This window comes from Pseudomonas sp. Ost2, from assembly GCF_018326065.1.
GTDB classification, from domain to species: domain Bacteria; phylum Pseudomonadota; class Gammaproteobacteria; order Pseudomonadales; family Pseudomonadaceae; genus Aquipseudomonas; species Aquipseudomonas gingeri.
In genome coordinates, this window is the sequence record NZ_AP021904.1 from 1 (window position 1) to 19,099 (window position 19,099).

Consider the following 19,099-nt stretch of genomic DNA (forward strand, 5'->3'; position numbering starts at 1 on the left):
AGACTTTCGACCCCACTTGTGCAACGACCTCAAGGGCGGTTATCCACAGAGCTTATGCACATACCATTTGTCGCTTTGTTCACAGATAAGATGTTGATTCCTTGGGTTCTCCCTTCAATCGACGTGTGGATAAGTGCTCTGCCTGCCGGTACAATGGCCGCTTGTTTTTGCCTCACCGGCTTTCAACTTAGGGGATATCCGTGTCAGTGGAACTTTGGCAGCAGTGCGTGGAGCTTCTGCGTGATGAGCTGCCTGCCCAGCAATTCAACACCTGGATCCGTCCACTACAGGTCGAAGCCGAAGGCGACGAGTTGCGTGTCTATGCACCGAACCGTTTTGTGCTCGACTGGGTGAATGAAAAGTACCTGGGACGTTTGCTCGAACTGTTGAACGAGCATGGCAATGGCCTGGCGCCTGCCCTTTCCTTATTAATAGGCAGCAAGCGCAGTTCCGCTCCACGGGCGGCTCCCAATGCACCATTGGCCGCTGCCGCCTCCCAGGCCATGGCGGCCAGTGCCGCTCCGGCACCAACACCCGCGGCCACACCGGCACAACCTGCCCCGGCGCAGAAACCGGTGGTCGAAGTCAGCGAAGAACCGTCCCGCGACAGTTTCGACCCCATGGCCGGCGCCAGCTCGCAGCAGGCCCCGGTGCGTTCGGAGCAACGGACTGTCCAGGTCGAAGGTGCGCTCAAGCACACCAGCTACCTGAACCGTACCTTCACCTTCGAGAACTTCGTCGAGGGTAAGTCCAACCAGCTGGCCCGCGCCGCGGCCTGGCAGGTGGCGGACAACCCCAAGCACGGCTACAACCCGCTGTTCCTGTATGGCGGCGTCGGCCTGGGTAAGACCCACTTGATGCACGCCGTGGGTAACCATCTATTAAAGAAGAACCCGAATGCCAAGGTGGTCTACCTGCATTCGGAGCGTTTCGTCGCGGACATGGTCAAGGCGCTGCAACTCAACGCCATCAATGAATTCAAGCGTTTCTACCGTTCGGTGGACGCCCTGCTGATCGACGACATTCAATTCTTCGCCCGCAAGGAACGTTCCCAGGAAGAGTTTTTCCACACCTTCAACGCCCTGCTCGAGGGCGGTCAGCAGGTGATTCTCACCAGTGACCGCTATCCGAAGGAAATCGAAGGGCTGGAAGAGCGCCTGAAATCGCGCTTCGGCTGGGGCCTGACGGTAGCGGTCGAGCCGCCGGAACTGGAAACCCGCGTCGCGATCCTGATGAAGAAGGCCGACCAGGCCAAGGTCGAACTGCCTCACGATGCGGCGTTCTTCATCGCCCAGCGTATCCGTTCCAACGTCCGTGAACTCGAGGGCGCCCTGAAACGGGTGATCGCCCACTCGCACTTCATGGGTCGCGATATCACCATCGAGCTGATTCGCGAATCGCTGAAGGATCTGCTGGCACTGCAGGACAAGCTGGTGTCTGTGGATAACATCCAGCGCACCGTGGCCGAGTACTACAAGATCAAGATTTCCGACCTGCTGTCCAAGCGCCGCTCGCGCTCGGTGGCACGTCCGCGTCAGGTCGCGATGGCCCTGTCCAAGGAACTGACCAACCACAGCCTGCCTGAAATTGGTGATGTCTTTGGCGGACGCGACCATACTACGGTCTTGCATGCATGCCGCAAGATCAACGAACTTAAGGAATCCGACGCGGACATCCGCGAGGACTACAAGAACCTGCTGCGTACACTGACCACTTGAGAACTGCAGCGCAGCTTACTAAGGCAAGGGACTAGACCATGCATTTCACCATTCAACGCGAAGCCCTGTTGAAACCCCTGCAACTGGTCGCAGGCGTCGTCGAGCGCCGCCAGACCTTGCCGGTGCTCTCCAATGTGCTGCTGGTCGTCGAAGGCCAGCAACTGTCGCTGACCGGTACCGACCTGGAAGTCGAGCTGGTCGGTCGCGTCCAGCTCGAGGAACCCGCCGAGCCGGGGGAAATCACCGTGCCGGCGCGCAAGCTGATGGATATCTGCAAAAGCTTGCCGAACGACGCCCTGATCGACATCAAGGTCGACGAGCAGAAACTGGTGGTGAAGGCCGGCCGTAGCCGCTTCACCCTGTCGACCCTGCCGGCCAACGATTTCCCGACCGTGGAAGAAGGCCCGGGCTCGCTGACCTGCAGCCTGGATCAAAGCAAGCTGCGCCGCCTGATCGAGCGCACCAGCTTTGCCATGGCCCAGCAGGACGTGCGCTACTACCTCAACGGCATGCTGCTCGAGGTCTCTGCCGGGGTGATCCGTGCCGTGGCCACCGACGGCCACCGTCTGGCAATGTGCTCGATGCAGGCCGATATCGGTCAGCCCGACCGTCACCAGGTGATCGTGCCACGCAAGGGTATTCTTGAACTGGCGCGCCTGCTGACCGAACCGGAAGGCAATGTCAGCATCGTGCTGGGCCAACACCACATTCGCGCCACCACCGGTGAGTTCACCTTCACCTCGAAGCTGGTCGACGGCAAGTTCCCGGACTACGAGCGCGTGCTGCCCAAAGGTGGCGACAAGCTGGTGCTGGGCGATCGTCAGGCGCTGCGCGAAGCGTTCAGCCGTACCGCGATCCTGTCCAACGAGAAGTACCGCGGTATCCGTCTGCAACTGGCCAATGGTCAGCTGAAGATCCAGGCCAACAACCCGGAGCAGGAAGAAGCCGAAGAAGAAGTGGGCGTCGACTACAACGGCGGCTCCCTGGAAATCGGCTTCAACGTCAGCTACCTGCTGGATGTGCTGGGCGTGATGACCACCGAGCAGGTTCGCCTGATCCTGTCCGACTCCAACAGCAGTGCGCTGGTCCAGGAATCGGATAACGACGACTCGGCCTACGTCGTCATGCCGATGCGTCTGTAACGGTGCCTCGCCTCTCCATGTCCAGCACACGCTAGATGTCCCTCAGTCGTGTTTCGGTCACCGCGGTGCGCAACCTGCACCCGGTGACCTTCTCTCCCTCCCCGCGTATCAATATCCTTTACGGTGCCAACGGCAGCGGAAAAACCAGCGTGCTGGAAGCCATCCACTTGCTGGGGCTTGCCCGTTCGTTCCGTAGTACCCGCCTGTTGCCGGTGATCCAGTACGAGCAACTCGCCTGCACGGTATTTGGCCAGGTCGAGCTGGCCGAGGGTGGACACAGCGCGTTGGGGATATCCCGTGATCGCCAGGGTGAATTCCAGATCCGCATCGACGGCCAGAACGCCAAGAGCGCGGCGCAGCTGGCGGAGATCCTGCCGCTGCAACTGATCAACCCGGACAGCTTTCGCCTGCTGGAAGGCGCGCCGAAGATTCGTCGACAGTTCCTCGACTGGGGAGTGTTCCACGTGGAACCACGATTCATGTCGACCTGGCAGCGCCTGCAGAAGGCCCTGCGGCAGCGGAACTCGTGGCTGCGGCATGGTACACTTGACGCCGCTTCGCAAGCGGCCTGGGACCGGGAATTGTGCCTGGCCAGCGCCGAAATCGATGAATACCGCCGCGCTTATATCAAAGCCTTGAAACCAGTCTTTGAGCAGACCTTGAGCGAGCTAGTCGAACTCGAGGGCTTAACGCTTAGCTATTACCGTGGTTGGGACAAGGACAAAGAGCTGAGTGCAGTGCTCGCCTCGTCCCTGCATCGGGACCAGCAAATGGGTCATACCCAGGCCGGACCACAACGAGCTGATTTGCGCCTCCGATTGGGTGCACATAATGCCGCGGACATCCTGTCGCGGGGTCAGCAGAAATTGGTGGTCTGTGCATTGCGTATTGCTCAGGGGCACCTGGTCAGTCAGGCCCGGCGCGGCCAATGTATTTATCTGGTGGATGACTTGCCGTCCGAGCTGGACGAGCAACACCGTCGCGCACTGTGTCGCTTGCTTGAAGACTTACGCTGCCAGGTCTTTATCACCTGTGTAGACCACGAATTATTGAGGGAAGGCTGGCAGACGGAAACGCCAGTCGCTTTGTTCCACGTGGAACAAGGCTGTATCACCCAGACCCACGACCATCGGGAGTGAAGGCATGAGCGAAGAAAATACGTACGACTCGACCAGCATCAAAGTGCTGAAAGGTTTGGATGCCGTACGCAAACGTCCCGGTATGTACATTGGCGACACCGATGATGGCAGCGGTCTGCACCACATGGTGTTCGAGGTGGTCGATAACTCCATCGACGAAGCACTGGCCGGTCATTGCGACGACATCAGCATCATCATCCACCCGGATGAGTCGATCACCGTACGCGACAACGGTCGCGGCATTCCGGTCGACGTGCACAAGGAAGAAGGCGTTTCCGCGGCCGAGGTCATCATGACCGTGCTGCACGCCGGCGGTAAGTTCGACGACAACTCCTACAAGGTATCCGGCGGTCTGCACGGCGTGGGTGTGTCGGTGGTGAACGCGCTGTCCGAACTGCTGGTGCTGACCGTACGTCGCAGCGGCAAGATCTGGGAACAGACCTACGTCCACGGTGTGCCTCAGGAACCGATGAAAATCGTCGGCGAGAGCGAAACCACCGGTACCCAGATTCACTTCAAGGCTTCCGGCGAAACCTTCAAGAACATCCATTTCAGCTGGGACATCCTGGCCAAGCGGATTCGCGAACTGTCCTTCCTCAACTCCGGTGTCGGCATCGTCCTCAAGGACGAGCGCAGCGGCAAGGAAGAGTTGTTCAAGTACGAAGGCGGCCTGCGTGCGTTCGTTGAATACCTGAACACCAACAAGACTGCGGTCAACCAGGTGTTCCACTTCAACATCCAGCGTGAAGACGGCATCGGCGTGGAAATCGCCCTGCAGTGGAACGACAGCTTCAACGAGAACCTGTTGTGCTTCACCAACAACATCCCGCAGCGCGACGGCGGTACTCACCTGGTGGGTTTCCGTTCCGCACTGACCCGTAACCTGAACAACTACATCGAACAGGAAGGTCTGGCGAAGAAGCACAAGGTCGCCACCACCGGTGACGATGCCCGTGAAGGCCTGACCGCGATCATTTCGGTGAAAGTGCCGGATCCGAAGTTCAGCTCCCAGACCAAGGACAAGCTGGTTTCTTCCGAAGTGAAGACCGCGGTCGAACAGGAAATGGGCAAGTATTTCTCCGACTTCCTGCTGGAGAATCCGAACGAAGCCAAGCTGGTGGTCGGCAAGATGATCGATGCCGCCCGTGCCCGTGAAGCGGCGCGTAAAGCCCGTGAGATGACCCGCCGCAAAGGTGCGCTGGATATCGCTGGCCTGCCGGGCAAACTGGCCGACTGCCAGGAAAAGGACCCTGCCCTTTCCGAACTGTACCTGGTGGAAGGTGACTCTGCTGGCGGTTCCGCCAAGCAGGGTCGCAACCGTCGTACCCAGGCGATCCTGCCGTTGAAGGGCAAGATCCTCAACGTCGAGAAAGCCCGTTTCGACAAGATGATCTCGTCCCAGGAAGTGGGCACGCTGATCACCGCACTGGGCTGCGGTATCGGGCGCGAAGAGTACAACATCGAGAAGCTGCGTTATCACAACATCATCATCATGACCGATGCTGACGTCGACGGTTCGCACATCCGTACCCTGCTGCTGACCTTCTTCTTCCGCCAGTTGCCGGAGCTGATCGAGCGTGGCTACATCTACATCGCCCAGCCACCGTTGTACAAGGTGAAGAAAGGCAAGCAGGAGCAGTACATCAAGGACGACGACGCCATGGAAGAGTACATGACGCAGTCGGCCCTGGAAGATGCGAGCCTGCACCTGAACGAAGATGCCCCGGGGATTTCCGGCGAGGCGCTGGAGCGCCTGGTGAACGACTTCCGCATGGTGATGAAGACCCTCAAGCGCCTGTCGCGCCTGTACCCGCAGGAACTGACCGAGCACTTCATCTACCTGCCGGCGGTGAGCCTGGAGCAGTTGGGCGATCACGCGGCGATGCAGGAATGGCTGGCCAAGTATGAAGTCCGCCTGCGCCTGAACGAGAAGTCCGGCCTGGTCTACAAGGCCAGCCTGCGTGAAGACCGTGAACGTAATGTCTGGCTGCCGGAAGTCGAACTGATTTCCCACGGCCTGTCGAACTACGTCACCTTCAACCGCGACTTCTTCGGCAGCAACGACTACAAGACCGTGGTGACCCTGGGCGCGCAACTGAGCACCCTGCTCGACGAAGGCGCCTACATCCAGCGTGGTGAACGCAAGAAAGCCGTGACCGAGTTCAAGGAAGCCCTGGACTGGCTGATGGCTGAAAGCACCAAGCGCCACACGATCCAGCGCTATAAAGGGCTGGGTGAAATGAACCCGGATCAGCTCTGGGAAACCACCATGGATCCGGCGGTCCGTCGCATGCTGAAAGTGACGATCGAAGACGCCATCGGCGCCGACCAGATCTTCAACACCCTGATGGGCGACGCGGTAGAACCCCGCCGCGACTTCATCGAAAGCAACGCGTTGGCGGTGTCCAACCTGGACTTCTGATCAGGTAGCCTGGCTGCAAGAGAAACTCCCCGGTCCCGACGGTCCGGGGAGTTTTTTATTGGCTGTTGAATAACCCCCTGCCCTGTGGCCCGGGACTTTAATTGGCCAACAGGACATCCTGCTCTTTCGCGCACAACGCCAACAAGAAATCCCAAACCACCCTCAGCCGCACCGATTTGTGCAGTTCCCTGCGGGTGCTCATCCAGTAACTGCGCTGGATCGTCTCCTGGGGCAGTATGCGCACCAGTTCAGGATCGTCCTTGGCCATGTAGTTGGGCAGCACCGCGATGCCCAGGCCGGCCCGTGCGGCGATCTGCTGGGCAATCACGCTGGTGCTGCGGAAGGTCACGTTCGGCGAGCGGCAGAAGTCGTCGAGAAACAGCAGCTCCTGGCTGAACAGCAGGTCGTCGACATAGCCGATCCACTGGTGTTGCGAGAGGTCGTCGCGATTCGCCAGGCGCGGTGCCCGGGCCAGGTACGCCGGGCTGGCATAGAGGGCCAGGCGATAGTCGGTGAGCTTGCGGGTGATCAGCATATCGGCGTGGGGCCGGTCGAGGTGGATGCTGATCTCGGCTTCGCGGTTGAGGATGCTGACGAAGCGTGGCACCGCCACCAGTTCGACTTCCAGTCCGGGGTAACGCTCGAACAGGCCGCCCATGCGCGAAGTGAGAAACATGATGCCGATGCCTTCGGTCACGCCCAGGCGAATCTTGCCCAGCGGCGCGATGGCCTGGGTGATTTCCTCCTGGGCCAGCAACGCGACGTTCTCCATGGCCTCGGCGTGCTTGAGCAAAGCCTGGCCCGAAGGCGTCAGTTCATAACCCTGGGCGTGCTGGACGAACAACGCGGTGCCCAGGCTCTGCTCGATGGTTTCGATATGCCGGGCGACGGTGCTGTGGGTGGTATTCAGCCGTTTTGCCGCGGTCAGCAAACGTCCGCTACGCTGTAGTTCGAGGAAAAATCGCAGGTCGTTCCAGTCAAACATAGGGCTCCTTGTGAATCGTCGGGTTCACTTGCCTTGCTTGAAAACGCACAGCACTTGCGCAAAAACGAACGTTTTCATCTCGAAATTAATCAATAACATGAGCTGATACAAGAACAATAAACGGCGAGGTCGCTGATGCCATCTGCCCATTTGCCTTACGACTATGTGATCGTCGGTGCCGGACCCGCTGGCTGCGTGCTGGCCAACCGGCTGTCCGCCGACCCGCAGAACAATGTGCTGCTGCTCGAAGCCGGCGGCCAGGATAACTACCCGTGGATTCATATCCCGGTCGGCTACCTGTTCTGCATCGGCAATCCACGCACCGACTGGTGCTTCAAGACCGAGTCCCAGCCTGGCCTGCAAGGTCGCAGCCTGAGCTACCCACGGGGCAAGGTGCTCGGTGGCAGCTCGTCCATCAACGGCATGATCTATATGCGCGGCCAGGCCGGCGACTATGATCGCTGGGCCGAACAAGGCAATCCGGGCTGGGCCTGGAAAGATGTGCTGCCGCTGTTCAAGCACAGCGAAAACCACTTCGGCGGTGCCGGCGAATTCCACAGCGACCAGGGCGAATGGCGGGTGGAACAGCAACGCTATTCCTGGCCGATCCTCGACGCCTTCCGTGACGCTGCCGCTGAAAACGGCATTGCCAGCGTCAGCGATTTCAACGCCGGGGATAACCAGGGCTGTGGATATTTCCAGGTCAACCAGCGTTCCGGCGTGCGCTGGAATTCGGCCAAGGCGTTTCTGCGACCGGTGCTCAAGCGCCCCAACCTGACCATCCTGACGGGCGTGCAGGTCGACCGGGTCAGCCTGGAAAATGGTCGGGCGACGGCGGTCCTGGCACGGTGGCAAGGTGAGGAACACTTGTTCCCGGCCCGCCGGGAAATCATTCTCTGTGCCGGCTCGGTCGGATCTCCGGGGATCCTGCAACGCTCCGGCATCGGTCCGCGGCCGCTGCTGGAAAACCTCGGGATTGGCGTACGCCACGAACTGCCGGGCGTAGGCGGCAACCTGCAGGACCACCTGCAACTGCGGCTGATCTACAAGCTCAGCAATGCCCGCACCCTCAACCAGGTGGCCAACAGCCTGTGGGGCAAGGCCGGCATGGGCCTGCGTTATCTCTATGACCGCAGTGGCCCGCTGGCGATGGCGCCGAGCCAGCTGGGAGCCTTCGTGAAATCGAACCCGGAGCAACCTTCGGCCAACCTGCAATATCACGTGCAGCCATTGTCGCTGGAGCGTTTCGGCGAGCCGCTGCACCGCTTCCCGGCCTTCACCGCCTCGGTCTGCAATCTGCGTCCGCTGAGTCGCGGCCGCATCGATATCCGCTCGGCCAACCCGGACGACGCACCGCTGATCGATCCCAACTACCTCAGCGATCCCGAAGACCTGAAGGTCGCCGCCGAAGCCATTCGCCTGACCCGGCGCATTGTCGACTCCCCTGCTCTGCGCGTGTTCAAGCCCGAGGAGTACCTGCCCGGCGCGTCCCTGCAAAGTGAAGAACAACTCTACGAGGCCGCCGCGAAGATCGGCACCACCATCTTCCACCCCGTCGGCACCTGCCGCATGGGTAACGGTCCGCAGGACGTCGTCGACTCCCGGTTGAGGGTGCATGGCGTACCCGGATTGCGCGTGGCGGATGCCTCGATCATGCCGCAGATCACCTCCGGCAATACCTGCTCGCCGACGGTGATGATCGCTGAAAAAGCCGCGCAGATGATTCTGCAAAGTCGCCAGGCGACCGATGAAGGAGGATTGGGCATCACCCGTGAAACCGCACTACCGACCGCCTGAACGAGGCGATCGGGATCAGGATTCCGGTGGCAGTCAGCCGGAATTCACAGTGGAACAACAACAATAATCACTGTGGCCCACAAGGCCGAGGACATAACGCATGTCGGACTATATCGAGCAACAGTCAACGCCGGTGGCTGCCAGCACGGGCAAGGAAGAACGAAAGATCATTTTTGCGTCATCCCTCGGGACCGTTTTCGAGTGGTATGACTTTTTTCTCTATGGCGCCCTGGCGGCGGTGATCAGCAAGCAGTTCTTTGCCGGGGTCAACGACACCACTGCGTTTATCTTCGCCCTGATGGCCTTTGCCGCCGGCTTCCTGGTGCGACCGTTCGGCGCGCTGGTGTTCGGTCGGCTGGGGGACATGATCGGGCGCAAATACACCTTCCTCATGACCATCATCCTGATGGGCCTGTCGACCTTCGCCGTCGGCCTGTTGCCCACCTACACCACCATCGGCATCGCCGCGCCGATCATCCTGGTGCTGTTGCGCATGCTCCAGGGCCTGGCGCTGGGCGGTGAATACGGCGGTGCCGCGACCTATGTGGCCGAGCACGCGCCGGCCGGCAAGCGCGGTTTCCACACCGGCTGGATCCAGTCCACCGCGACCCTCGGCCTGCTCCTGTCGTTGCTGGTGGTCCTGGCCAGCCGCTACATCAGTGGCGATCAGTTCGAAGTCTGGGGCTGGCGCCTGCCGTTCCTGCTGTCGATCTTCCTGCTGGCAATCTCCACCTGGATCCGCCTGAGCATGCACGAGTCGCCGGCCTTCGTGAAAATGAAGGCCCAGGGCAAGGTCAGCAAATCGCCGATCCGCGAGTCCTTCGGTTCCTGGCCGAACCTGAAGATCGTCCTGACCGCGCTGTTCAGCATCAACGCCGGGCAGGCGGTGACCTTCTACACCGCCCAGTTCTACGTGATGTTCTTCATGACGCAGATGCTCAAGATGGACCCGACCCAGGCCAACACGCTGCTGATTATCAGCGTGGTGATCGGCGCGCCGTTCTTCGTGCTGTTCGGCTGGCTCTCGGACAAGGTCGGGCGCAAGCCGATCCTGATGCTCGGCCTGCTGCTGGCGACAGTCTGCTACTTCCCGCTGTTCAAGGCGCTGAGTCACTACGCCAACCCGCAGGTGGATGCCGCCAGCCGGCAGGCGCCCATCGTCGTGATGGCCGATCCGGCCGGTTGCACCTTCCAATTCGATCCCGTGGGCAAGGCCCGTTTCGACAGCCCCTGCGACAAGGTCAAGACCTTCCTGGTCAAACAGGGCCTTCCGTATGACTCCCAGGCCGCGGCGCCGGGTTCGACGGTGACGGTTGCGGTGGGCGAGCATAAGATCAACGGCTTCGACGAAGCGGCCATGCGCGCGGCAATTACCCAGGCCGGCTATCCGGCCAAGGCTGACGCCGGGTCGGTGAACGAACCGATGGTGGTCCTGCTGATCGTGCTGCTGATCCTGATCGCCACCATGACCTATGGCCCGCTGGCGGCGGTGATGGTCGAATTGTTCCCGACCCGGATCCGCTACACCTCGATGTCGCTGCCCTACCATATCGGAAACGGCTGGTTCGGCGGATTCCTGCCCACCGTGTCGTTTGCGCTGGTGGTCTACACCGGGAATATCTTCTACGGGCTCTGGTATCCGGTGCTGGTAACCGGGATCAGCCTGGTGGTCGGGCTGTTCTGCCTGAAAGAAACCCGGGATGTGGATATCGATAAGGTCTGAGGTTTTCGCAGGCATGAAAAAACCGGCATTAACGCCGGTTTTTTTATCGCCGAGAAAAACTTATGCACGATTTTGGTTGAAAAGTCATACCGAGAAATAAGTAGCTAAATCAGCTACTTACGACATTTTTTCGGAAGAAATCCAAATCTTGTGCACAAGTTATCCACAAAACCGTCAGGCCGCGCTCGGCGTTTCCGCCACCGCGTGTGGCGGTAATGAACCCATCTCGCGCTGGGTGTTCTCGTTCCAGGCCTGGACCCGGTCGTTCAACTCGGCAATGGCCCGTGGGCCGCTGCCTTCGGCGAACATCGGGGCACCGATCACCACGGTGATGGTGCCGGACTTTTTCGCCCAGCCGGTCTTCGGCCAGAACTTGCCGGCATTGTGGGCAATCGGCAGCACCGGCAGCTCGGCGTTGACCGCCAGCGCCGTACCGCCGCGGGAAAACTTGCCGACAGTACCGAAGGGCACGCGGGTGCCTTCCGGGAAGATCAGCACCCAGACGTTGTCCTTGAGCAGTTCATCGCCCTTCTTCGCCACGTGCTTGAGCGCCGCCTTCGGGTTGTCGCGGTCAATGGCGATCGGCCGCAGCATGGCCATGGCCCAGCCGAAGAACGGCACATAGAGCAGTTCACGCTTGAGCACCTGGCTCAACGGTGAGAAATAGGCCGACAGGAAGAAGGTCTCCCAGGTGCTCTGGTGATTCGACAGGATCACGCAAGGGCGCTCGGGCACATTCTCGGCACCCTTGATCTCGACCGTGATGCCCAGGAAGACTTTGGTCAGCCACAGGGCGCAGCGGCACCAGTACACGTTGATGAAGCGATAACGTGCCTTGAACGGCAGGAACGGGGCGATAAAAAAGCTCAGGGAGCACCACAGCAGCGAACTGGTGCCCAGCAGCAGGTAAAAGAAAAAGGTTCTGATGGCCTGCAGGATCGACATAGCGGCATTTACCGTTGCGGGCACTGCCCGCCTGTTAATAAGTGCACCCCCGAACAGTCCTTGGTCAGGAAGTCAGAGAAGCGCTAATTGTGGATAAGTTCAGCGGCAACCGCCGCCAGATCGTCAAAAATCAAAGTGCCCACCGGCAGGGTTTTCCCCAGTGTCTTCTCGCCTTTACCGGTTTTAACCAAAACTGGCTGACAATCGACGGCGCTGGCGGCTTCCAAGTCACCCAGGCTGTCTCCGACAAACCATAGCCTAGACAGATCGACGCCGTAATGCGCGGCGATGGTCCTGAGCATGCCCGGCTTGGGCTTGCGGCAATCGCAGCCCTCGTCCGGACCATGGGGACAGTACACCACCAGGCCGAGCTCGCCACCCTGTTGCGCCACCAACGAACGCAGGCGCTCGTGCATGGCGTCCAGGGTCGCGAGATCGTAGTAACCGCGAGCGATGCCGGACTGGTTGGTAGCGACGGCTACCGTCCAGCCGGCCCGGCTCAGTTGCGCGATGGCCTCGATCGAGCCGGGGAGTGGAATCCACTCCTCCAGCGACTTGATGTAAGCGTCGGAGTCGTGATTGATCACTCCGTCCCGATCGAGAATCAGCAGCTTCAAGACCTGTCCTCAGCCCAGCAGCGAAATGTCGGCGACGCCGAGGAACAGGCCCCGCAGGCGTGCCAGCAGCGCGTAGCGGTTGGCCCGCACATTGGCGTCGTCGGCATTGACCATCACCGCTTCGAAGAACGCGTCCACCGGCTCGCGCAAGGCGGCCAGGCGGGCCAGCGATTCGTTGTACTGGCGCGCCGCGGCCATCGGCTGGACAGCCTGGTCCGCTTGCTGGATCGCCGAGTACAGCGAGAACTCGTTGGCGTTGTCGAAGTACTTCGCCTCGACGGTCGTCGGGATGTTGCCTTCGGCCTTGCTCAGCAGGTTCGATACGCGCTTGTTCACGGCGGCCAGGGCTGCGGCTTCCGGCAACTGGCGGAATTTCTGCACCGCTTGCACGCGCTGGTCGAAGTCCAGGGCCGAACCCGGCTTCAGGGCACGTACCGACAGGTAGGTCGCGACGTCCACGCCTTCGTCTTCGTAACGGGCACGCAGGCGGTCGAAGATGAATTCCAGCACCTGTTCCGAGAGGCCGGCGGCCTTGACCTTGGCACCGAAAGCGCTGACCGCGAAGGCCACGGTTTCGATCAGGTCGAGGTCGAGCTTCTTGTCGATCAGGATTCGCAGCACGCCCAGGGCGGCACGGCGCAGGGCATAGGGGTCCTTGCTACCGGTCGGCAGCATGCCGATACCGAAGATGCCCACCAGGGTGTCGAGCTTGTCGGCGATCGCCACGGCCGCACCGGTCAGGGTGGTCGGCAGTTCGGCACCGGCACCACGCGGCATGTACTGCTCGTTCAGGGCCAGGGCGACGTCTTCCGGCTCGCCGTCATTGAGGGCGTAGTAGTAGCCGGCGATACCTTGCATCTCCGGGAACTCGCCGACCATCTCGGTCGCCAGGTCGCACTTGGACAGCAGGCCGGCACGGGCCGCGCGCTGGGCGTCGCCGCCGATCCGTGGGGCGATGAAGGCGGCCAGTTTCGAGACGCGCTCGGCCTTGTCGTAGACGCTGCCCAGCTTCTCCTGGAACACCACGTTCTGCAGGCGCAGGTTGAAGTCGGCGAGCTTCTGCTTCTTGTCCTGCTTGAAGAAGAACTCGGCGTCGGTCAGGCGCGGGCGTACGACTTTCTCGTTGCCGGCGATGATCTGCTGCGGGTCCTTGCTCTCGATGTTGGCGACCGTGATGAAACGCGGCAGCAGCTTGCCATCGACGTCCAGCAGGCAGAAGTACTTCTGGTTGTCCTGCATGGTGGTGATCAGGGCTTCCTGGGGCACGTCGAGGAAACGCTCTTCGAACGAGCACACCAGCGGCACCGGCCATTCGACCAGGGCGGTGACTTCGTCCAGCAGAGCCGGCGGCACGATGGCGGTGCCTTCCTGCAGGGTCGCCAGCTCCGCGGTACGCTTGCTGATCAGCTCGCGACGCTCGTTGGCGTCGGCCAGCACGTAGGCGCCGCGCAGGTCGTCGAGGTAGCTGGCCGGCGAACCGATACGCACGCTTTGCGGATGATGGAAACGGTGGCCACGGGAATCGCGACCGGCCTTCTGGGCGAGGATGGTGCAGTCGATGACCTGGTCACCGAGCAGCATCACCAGCCATTGGGTCGGACGGACGAACTCTTCCTTGCGCGCGGCCCAGCGCATGCGCTTGGGAATCGGCAGGTCGTTCAGCGAGTCTTCGACGATGGTCGGCAGCAGGCTGGCGGTCGGTTTGCCGGGGATGTTCTGGCTGTAGCGCAGCTTCGGCCCGCTCTGGTCGATTTCGCTCAGCTCGACGCCGCACTTCTTGGCGAAGCCCAGGGCGGCCTGGGTCGGGTTGCCTTCGGCATCGAAGGCGGCCTGGCGTGGCGGGCCGTCGAGGTTGATGCTGCGGTCCGGTTGCTGGGTCTGCAACTGGGTCAGCAAGACGGCCAGGCGCCGTGGCGCGGCGTAGACCTGCTTGGCTTCGAAGCTCAGGCCGGCGCTCTGCAGGCCTTTTTCGATCCCGGCGAGGAACGCCTCGGCGAGGGTATTGAGGGCCTTGGGTGGCAGTTCTTCAGTGCCCAGTTCTACCAGAAAATCTTGCGCACTCATTGTGCTGCCTCCAACTTAGCCAACACTTCATCACGCAGGTCCGGGGTTGCCATCGGGAAGCCGAGCTTGGCGCGTGCCAGCAGGTAGGCTTGGGCGACGGAACGCGCCAGGGTGCGCACACGCAGGATGTACTGCTGGCGTGCGGTCACCGAGATGGCCCGGCGCGCGTCCAGCAGGTTGAAGGTGTGCGAGGCCTTGAGGACCATTTCATAGCTCGGCAACGGCAGCGGCTGATCCAGTTCGATCAGGCGCTTGGCTTCGCTTTCATAGAAATCGAACAGTTCGAACAGCTTCTCGACGTTGGCGTGTTCGAAGTTGTAGGTCGATTGCTCCACTTCGTTCTGGTGGAACACATCGCCATAGGTCACCTTGCCGAACGGACCGTCGGCCCAGACCAGGTCGTAGACCGAATCGACGCCCTGCAGGTACATCGCCAGACGTTCGAGGCCGTAGGTGATTTCGCCGGTGACTGGGTAGCACTCGATGCCGCCCGCCTGCTGGAAGTAGGTGAACTGGGTGACTTCCATGCCGTTGAGCCAGACTTCCCAGCCCAGGCCCCAGGCGCCGAGGGTCGGCGATTCCCAGTTGTCTTCGACGAAACGGATGTCGTGCACCAGCGGGTCGAGGCCGACGCGCTTGAGGGAGCCCAGGTACAGTTCCTGGAAGTTTTCCGGGTTCGGCTTCAGGACCACCTGGAACTGGTAGTAGTGCTGCAGGCGGTTCGGGTTTTCGCCGTAGCGGCCGTCAGTCGGGCGGCGGCTGGGTTGTACGTAGGCGGCGTTCCAGGTTTCCGGGCCGATGGCACGCAGGAACGTGGCGGTATGAAAAGTGCCGGCGCCTACTTCCATATCGTAGGGCTGAAGTACCACACAACCTTGCTCAGCCCAGTATTGCTGGAGGGCGAGGATCAAGTCTTGGAAGGTACGCACGGCTGGCGTAGGCTGGCTCACGAAATTCACCTGTTACTTGGGCTGCGATTTAAAAGGCGGGAGTATACCCGATTCGGTCGCGCCTCCACCCCCTTGGAGCCTTATGCCACGCTGCTTTTGGTGCAACGACGAGCCTTTGTACATGGACTATCACGATCAGGAGTGGGGCGTACCGCTGCGCGACGAGCAGCGATTGTTCGAGTTGCTTTTGCTCGAAGGGTTCCAGGCCGGGCTTTCGTGGATCACGATCCTGAGAAAACGCGAGCACTATCGCAAGGTCCTGTTCGGCTTCGACGTGCGCGAAATCGCGCAAATGAGCGACGACTACATCGAGACCCTGATGCTCGACCCGGGCATCGTGCGCAATCGCCTGAAGCTCAACGCGGCCCGGCGCAACGCCCGGGCCTGGTTGCAGACGAAGGACCCGGTGGCCCTGCTCTGGTCGTTTGTCGGCGGCCTGCCGCGGATTCACCACTTCAGGGATCGCAGCGAGGTCCCGGCCGTCACGCCCGAGGCCGAAGCCATGAGCAAGGCCCTGAAGAAGCTCGGCTTCAGCTTTGTCGGCCCGACCATCTGCTACGCCTTCATGCAGGCCTCGGGGATGGTCATGGACCACACCACCGATTGTCATAGCTATGCCGCGCTGGCCGTGCCACGGCTACAATAGCCGGCTGACGAGTGAGCACACCGGGAGTGACCTGTGGAAAAGTTTAAAGGCGCCATGCTGGTGGGGGCGTTGCGGTTGTTCGCGATGCTGCCCTGGCGTGCCGTGCAGCGTGTCGGCGCGGCCATCGGCTGGCTGATGTGGAAGCTGCCCAACCGTTCCCGCGAAGTGGTGCGGATCAATCTGGCGAAGTGTTTCCCCGAGCTCGACCCGGTGGCCCGCGAGCAACTGGTCGGACAGAGCCTCAAGGATATCGGCAAGTCCCTGACCGAAAGCGCCTGTGCCTGGATCTGGCCGGCCCAGCGTTCCATCGACCTGGTGCGCGAAGTCGAAGGCCTCGACGTGCTCAGGGACGCCCTGGCCTCGGGCAAGGGCGTGGTCGGCATCACCAGCCACCTGGGCAACTGGGAAGTGCTCAATCACTTCTACTGCAACCAGTGCAAACCGATCATCTTCTACCGCCCGCCCAAGCTCAAGGCGGTCGATGAGCTGCTGCGCAAACAGCGGGTGCAACTGGGCAACCGGGTGGCGGCCTCGACCAAGGAAGGCATCCTCAGCGTCATCAAGGAAGTGCGCAAAGGTGGTGCGGTGGGCATCCCCGCCGACCCGGAACCGGCCGAATCCGCCGGGATCTTCGTGCCTTTCCTGGGCACCATGGCCCTGACCAGCAAGTTCGTGCCGAACATGCTCGCCGGCGGCAAGGCGGTCGGAGTGTTCCTGCATGCGCTGCGCCTGCCCGACGGTTCGGGTTTCAAGGTGATTCTCGAAGCGGCTCCAGAAGCCATGTACAGCGCCGATACAGAGACTTCGGCGGCGGCCATGAGCCAGGTCGTCGAGCGTTATGTGCGGGCCTATCCGAGCCAGTACATGTGGAGCATGAAGCGCTTCAAGAAGCGTCCGGCGGGCGAACAACGCTGGTACTGAAACACCTCATTGGCATGATCTGTGGATAAAATCGCCAGTGATTTATCCACAGCGGCTTTATCCAAGGGCGCAATAGATGTCCGATAACAAGAATTACCTGCGTATCAAGATCCAGCACCCGAGCATTGGCGAATGCCTGGGGCAGACGCGCAATCTTTCCAGCAAGGGTGTGTACGTGCAGCACCCGGGCCTGTCGCGCCTGCCGACCGGGACGGTGGTCTATGGCCAGGTGCAGGACTTGCCGGTGGCCGCGCCGCGTATTCGCATGGAAGTGATCCGGGTCGACGCCGAGGGCATCGGCCTGCGCTTCATCGATCTTTGAGCGCGGCCTTTTCCAGCTTTTTCAGGAACACCGTCATTTCCTTTTCCGCCTGCTTGTCGCCATGGGCGCGGGCGGCGTCCAGTCCCTGTTCCCAAGCCTGTTTCGCGGCGTCGGTGTCGCCGGCGGCCTGATGGGCCTTGCCCAGCAGTTTCCAGGCGGCGGAGTATTTCGGATCGAAGGTCACGCAGCGTTGCAGGTGCTCGGCGGCCCTGGCGTTGTCGCCAAGATCCAGGTAACCCTTGCCCAGGCCGAAGCGCAGCAACGAGTTATCCACACCCTTGGCGAGCATTTTTTCCAGTGATTCGAGCATCGGTGCCTCCCTTCAGAAAAAACTCAGGCCGACGTGGAACAGCTTTTCCACATCGCGGATATGTTTCTTGTCCACAAGGAACAGGATCACGTGGTCGCCGGCCTGGATCACCGTATCGTCATGGGCGATCAGCACTTCTTCGTCGCGGATGATCGCCCCGATGGTGGTTCCGGGCGGCAGCGCGATATCTTCGATGGCCCGGCCGATCACCTTGCTCGACTTCGCGTCGCCATGGGCAATCGCCTCGATGGCTTCCGCCGCGCCCCGGCGCAACGAGTGCACGCTGACGATATCGCCCCGCCGTACGTGAGCGAGCAGGGTGCCGATGGTCGCCAGTTGCGGGCTGATGGCGATGTCGATATCGCCGCCCTGGATCAGGTCGACATAGGCCGGGTTGTTGATGATGGTCATCACCTTCTTCGCCCCCATGCGCTTGGCCAGCAGCGACGACATGATATTGGCCTCGTCGTCGTTGGTCAGGGCCAGGAACAGGTCGGCGTCGTTGATGTTCTCTTCCATCAGCAGGTCGCGGTCCGAAGCGCTGCCCTGCAGGACCACCGTGCTGTCGAGAGTATCGGACAGATGACGGCAGCGTGCCGCGTTCATCTCGATGATCTTCACCTGGTAGCGGCTTTCGATCGCTTCGGCCAGGCGCTCGCCGATCTGCCCGCCGCCGGCGATGACGATGCGCTTGTAGCTCTCGTCGAGCCGGCGCATTTCGCTCATCACCGCCCGGATATGCGCCTTGGCGGCGATGAAGAACACCTCGTCATCGGCTTCGATCACCGTATCGCCCTTGGGCATGATCGGCCGGTCGCGACGGAAGATCGCCGCCACCCGGGTGTCGACATTCGGCATGTGCGCGCGCAACTGGCGCAGTTGCTGGCCCACCAGCGGCCCGCCGTAGTAGGCCTTGACCGCCACCAGCTGGGCCTTGCCCTCGGCGAAGTCGATCACCTGCAAGGCGCCGGGGTATTCGATCAGGCGCTTGATGTAGTGGGTGACCACCTGTTCGGGGCTGATCAGTACGTCCACCGGGATCGCGTCGTTGTCGAACAGGCCGGCGCGGGTCAGGTAGGCGGCCTCGCGCACCCGGGCGATCTTGGTCGGGGTGTGGAACAGGGTGTGGGCGACCTGGCAGGCGACCATATTGGTCTCGTCGCTGTTGGTCACCGCCACCAGCATGTCGGCGTCATCCGCGCCGGCCTGGCGCAGGATCGTCGGGAACGAGGCACGGCCCTGGACGGTACGGATATCCAGGCGGTCGCCGAGGTCGCGCAGGCGCTCGCCGTCAGTGTCGACCACGGTGATGTCGTTGGCTTCGCTGGCCAGGTGCTCGGCCAGGGTGCCGCCGACCTGTCCCGCGCCGAGAATGATGATTTTCATCGGATGACTCCG

Annotated in this window: 16 protein-coding genes; 9 read left to right on the plus strand and 7 right to left on the minus strand. The window is 61.4% G+C overall.

Annotated features, from left to right (window positions below; genetic code table 11):
* Positions 1-200: 200 nt before the first annotated feature.
* The 4 genes from dnaA to gyrB are packed head-to-tail and all read left to right on the plus strand — an operon-like array spanning position 201 to position 6,421.
* The gene (gene dnaA, locus KI243_RS00005; protein ID WP_042937012.1) at positions 201-1,718 is read left to right on the plus strand and encodes a chromosomal replication initiator protein DnaA; all 1,518 of its coding nucleotides are present in this window, start codon (positions 201-203) and stop codon (positions 1,716-1,718) included.
* A 38-nt stretch (positions 1,719-1,756) separates the two neighbouring features.
* Positions 1,757-2,860: a DNA polymerase III subunit beta gene (dnaN, locus tag KI243_RS00010; RefSeq protein ID WP_017129282.1), complete on the plus strand. Its 1,104-nt coding sequence runs from the start codon at positions 1,757-1,759 to the stop codon at positions 2,858-2,860.
* 35 nt (positions 2,861-2,895) lie between these two features.
* Complete coding sequence (gene recF, locus KI243_RS00015; RefSeq protein WP_017129281.1) at positions 2,896-3,999, plus strand: DNA replication/repair protein RecF; 1,104 nt, start codon at positions 2,896-2,898, stop codon at positions 3,997-3,999.
* A gap of 4 nt (positions 4,000-4,003) precedes the next feature.
* Positions 4,004-6,421 carry a DNA topoisomerase (ATP-hydrolyzing) subunit B gene (gene gyrB, locus KI243_RS00020; RefSeq protein ID WP_177087360.1) on the plus strand — a complete coding sequence of 806 codons (2,418 nt, stop codon included), beginning with the start codon at positions 4,004-4,006 and terminating at the stop codon, positions 6,419-6,421.
* Positions 6,422-6,518: 97 nt separating this feature from the next.
* Here the strand turns inward: gyrB and KI243_RS00025 are convergent, their stop codons facing one another.
* Positions 6,519-7,406 carry a LysR family transcriptional regulator gene (locus tag KI243_RS00025; RefSeq protein WP_017129279.1) on the minus strand — a complete coding sequence of 296 codons (888 nt, stop codon included), beginning with the start codon at positions 7,404-7,406 and terminating at the stop codon, positions 6,519-6,521.
* A 135-nt stretch (positions 7,407-7,541) separates the two neighbouring features.
* Between KI243_RS00025 and KI243_RS00030 the strand changes: the two genes are divergently transcribed.
* Together KI243_RS00030 and KI243_RS00035 are read left to right on the plus strand one after the other, a co-directional pair.
* Complete coding sequence (locus tag KI243_RS00030) at positions 7,542-9,203, plus strand: GMC family oxidoreductase N-terminal domain-containing protein (RefSeq protein WP_177087362.1); 1,662 nt, start codon at positions 7,542-7,544, stop codon at positions 9,201-9,203.
* Between the two features lie 100 nt (positions 9,204-9,303).
* Positions 9,304-10,926 (plus strand): MFS transporter, encoded by a 1,623-nt coding sequence (locus tag KI243_RS00035; protein WP_212810314.1) that lies wholly within the window; start codon positions 9,304-9,306, stop codon positions 10,924-10,926.
* A gap of 174 nt (positions 10,927-11,100) precedes the next feature.
* Here KI243_RS00035 and KI243_RS00040 read toward each other — a convergent pair whose 3' ends face one another.
* From KI243_RS00040 to glyQ, 4 genes are all read right to left on the minus strand, one after another.
* Positions 11,101-11,871, minus strand: coding sequence for a lysophospholipid acyltransferase family protein (locus KI243_RS00040; protein ID WP_177087365.1), 771 nt, complete (start codon positions 11,869-11,871; stop codon positions 11,101-11,103).
* An 83-nt stretch (positions 11,872-11,954) separates the two neighbouring features.
* Positions 11,955-12,488: a D-glycero-beta-D-manno-heptose 1,7-bisphosphate 7-phosphatase gene (gmhB, locus tag KI243_RS00045; protein ID WP_017129274.1), complete on the minus strand. Its 534-nt coding sequence runs from the start codon at positions 12,486-12,488 to the stop codon at positions 11,955-11,957.
* Positions 12,489-12,497: 9 nt separating this feature from the next.
* The gene (gene glyS, locus KI243_RS00050) at positions 12,498-14,552 is read right to left on the minus strand and encodes a glycine--tRNA ligase subunit beta (protein WP_177107172.1); all 2,055 of its coding nucleotides are present in this window, start codon (positions 14,550-14,552) and stop codon (positions 12,498-12,500) included.
* Positions 14,549-15,502 carry a glycine--tRNA ligase subunit alpha gene (gene glyQ, locus KI243_RS00055; protein WP_042937010.1) on the minus strand — a complete coding sequence of 318 codons (954 nt, stop codon included), beginning with the start codon at positions 15,500-15,502 and terminating at the stop codon, positions 14,549-14,551. The genes glyS and glyQ overlap by 4 nt, the downstream gene beginning before the upstream one ends.
* An 82-nt stretch (positions 15,503-15,584) precedes the next feature.
* On the opposite strand from glyQ, the gene KI243_RS00060 reads away from it, so the two are divergent.
* The 3 genes from KI243_RS00060 (at position 15,585) to KI243_RS00070 (ending at position 17,391) form a co-directional block, all read left to right on the plus strand.
* Positions 15,585-16,148 (plus strand): DNA-3-methyladenine glycosylase I, encoded by a 564-nt coding sequence (locus KI243_RS00060; protein ID WP_177107173.1) that lies wholly within the window; start codon positions 15,585-15,587, stop codon positions 16,146-16,148.
* 33 nt (positions 16,149-16,181) lie between these two features.
* Positions 16,182-17,069 carry a lysophospholipid acyltransferase gene (locus tag KI243_RS00065; protein WP_017129270.1) on the plus strand — a complete coding sequence of 296 codons (888 nt, stop codon included), beginning with the start codon at positions 16,182-16,184 and terminating at the stop codon, positions 17,067-17,069.
* A 76-nt stretch (positions 17,070-17,145) separates the two neighbouring features.
* Entirely contained in the window at positions 17,146-17,391 is a 246-nt protein-coding gene (locus KI243_RS00070) for a PilZ domain-containing protein (RefSeq protein ID WP_017129269.1), read from the plus strand.
* Here KI243_RS00070 and KI243_RS00075 read toward each other — a convergent pair.
* Both KI243_RS00075 and trkA read right to left on the minus strand, forming a co-directional pair.
* Positions 17,378-17,701 carry a tetratricopeptide repeat protein gene (locus KI243_RS00075; protein WP_177107175.1) on the minus strand — a complete coding sequence of 108 codons (324 nt, stop codon included), beginning with the start codon at positions 17,699-17,701 and terminating at the stop codon, positions 17,378-17,380. The two genes, KI243_RS00070 and KI243_RS00075, sit on opposite strands and share 14 nt — an antisense overlap.
* A gap of 12 nt (positions 17,702-17,713) precedes the next feature.
* Entirely contained in the window at positions 17,714-19,087 is a 1,374-nt protein-coding gene (gene trkA, locus KI243_RS00080) for a Trk system potassium transporter TrkA (RefSeq protein ID WP_017129267.1), read from the minus strand.
* Between the last annotated feature and the right edge of the window lie 12 nt (positions 19,088-19,099).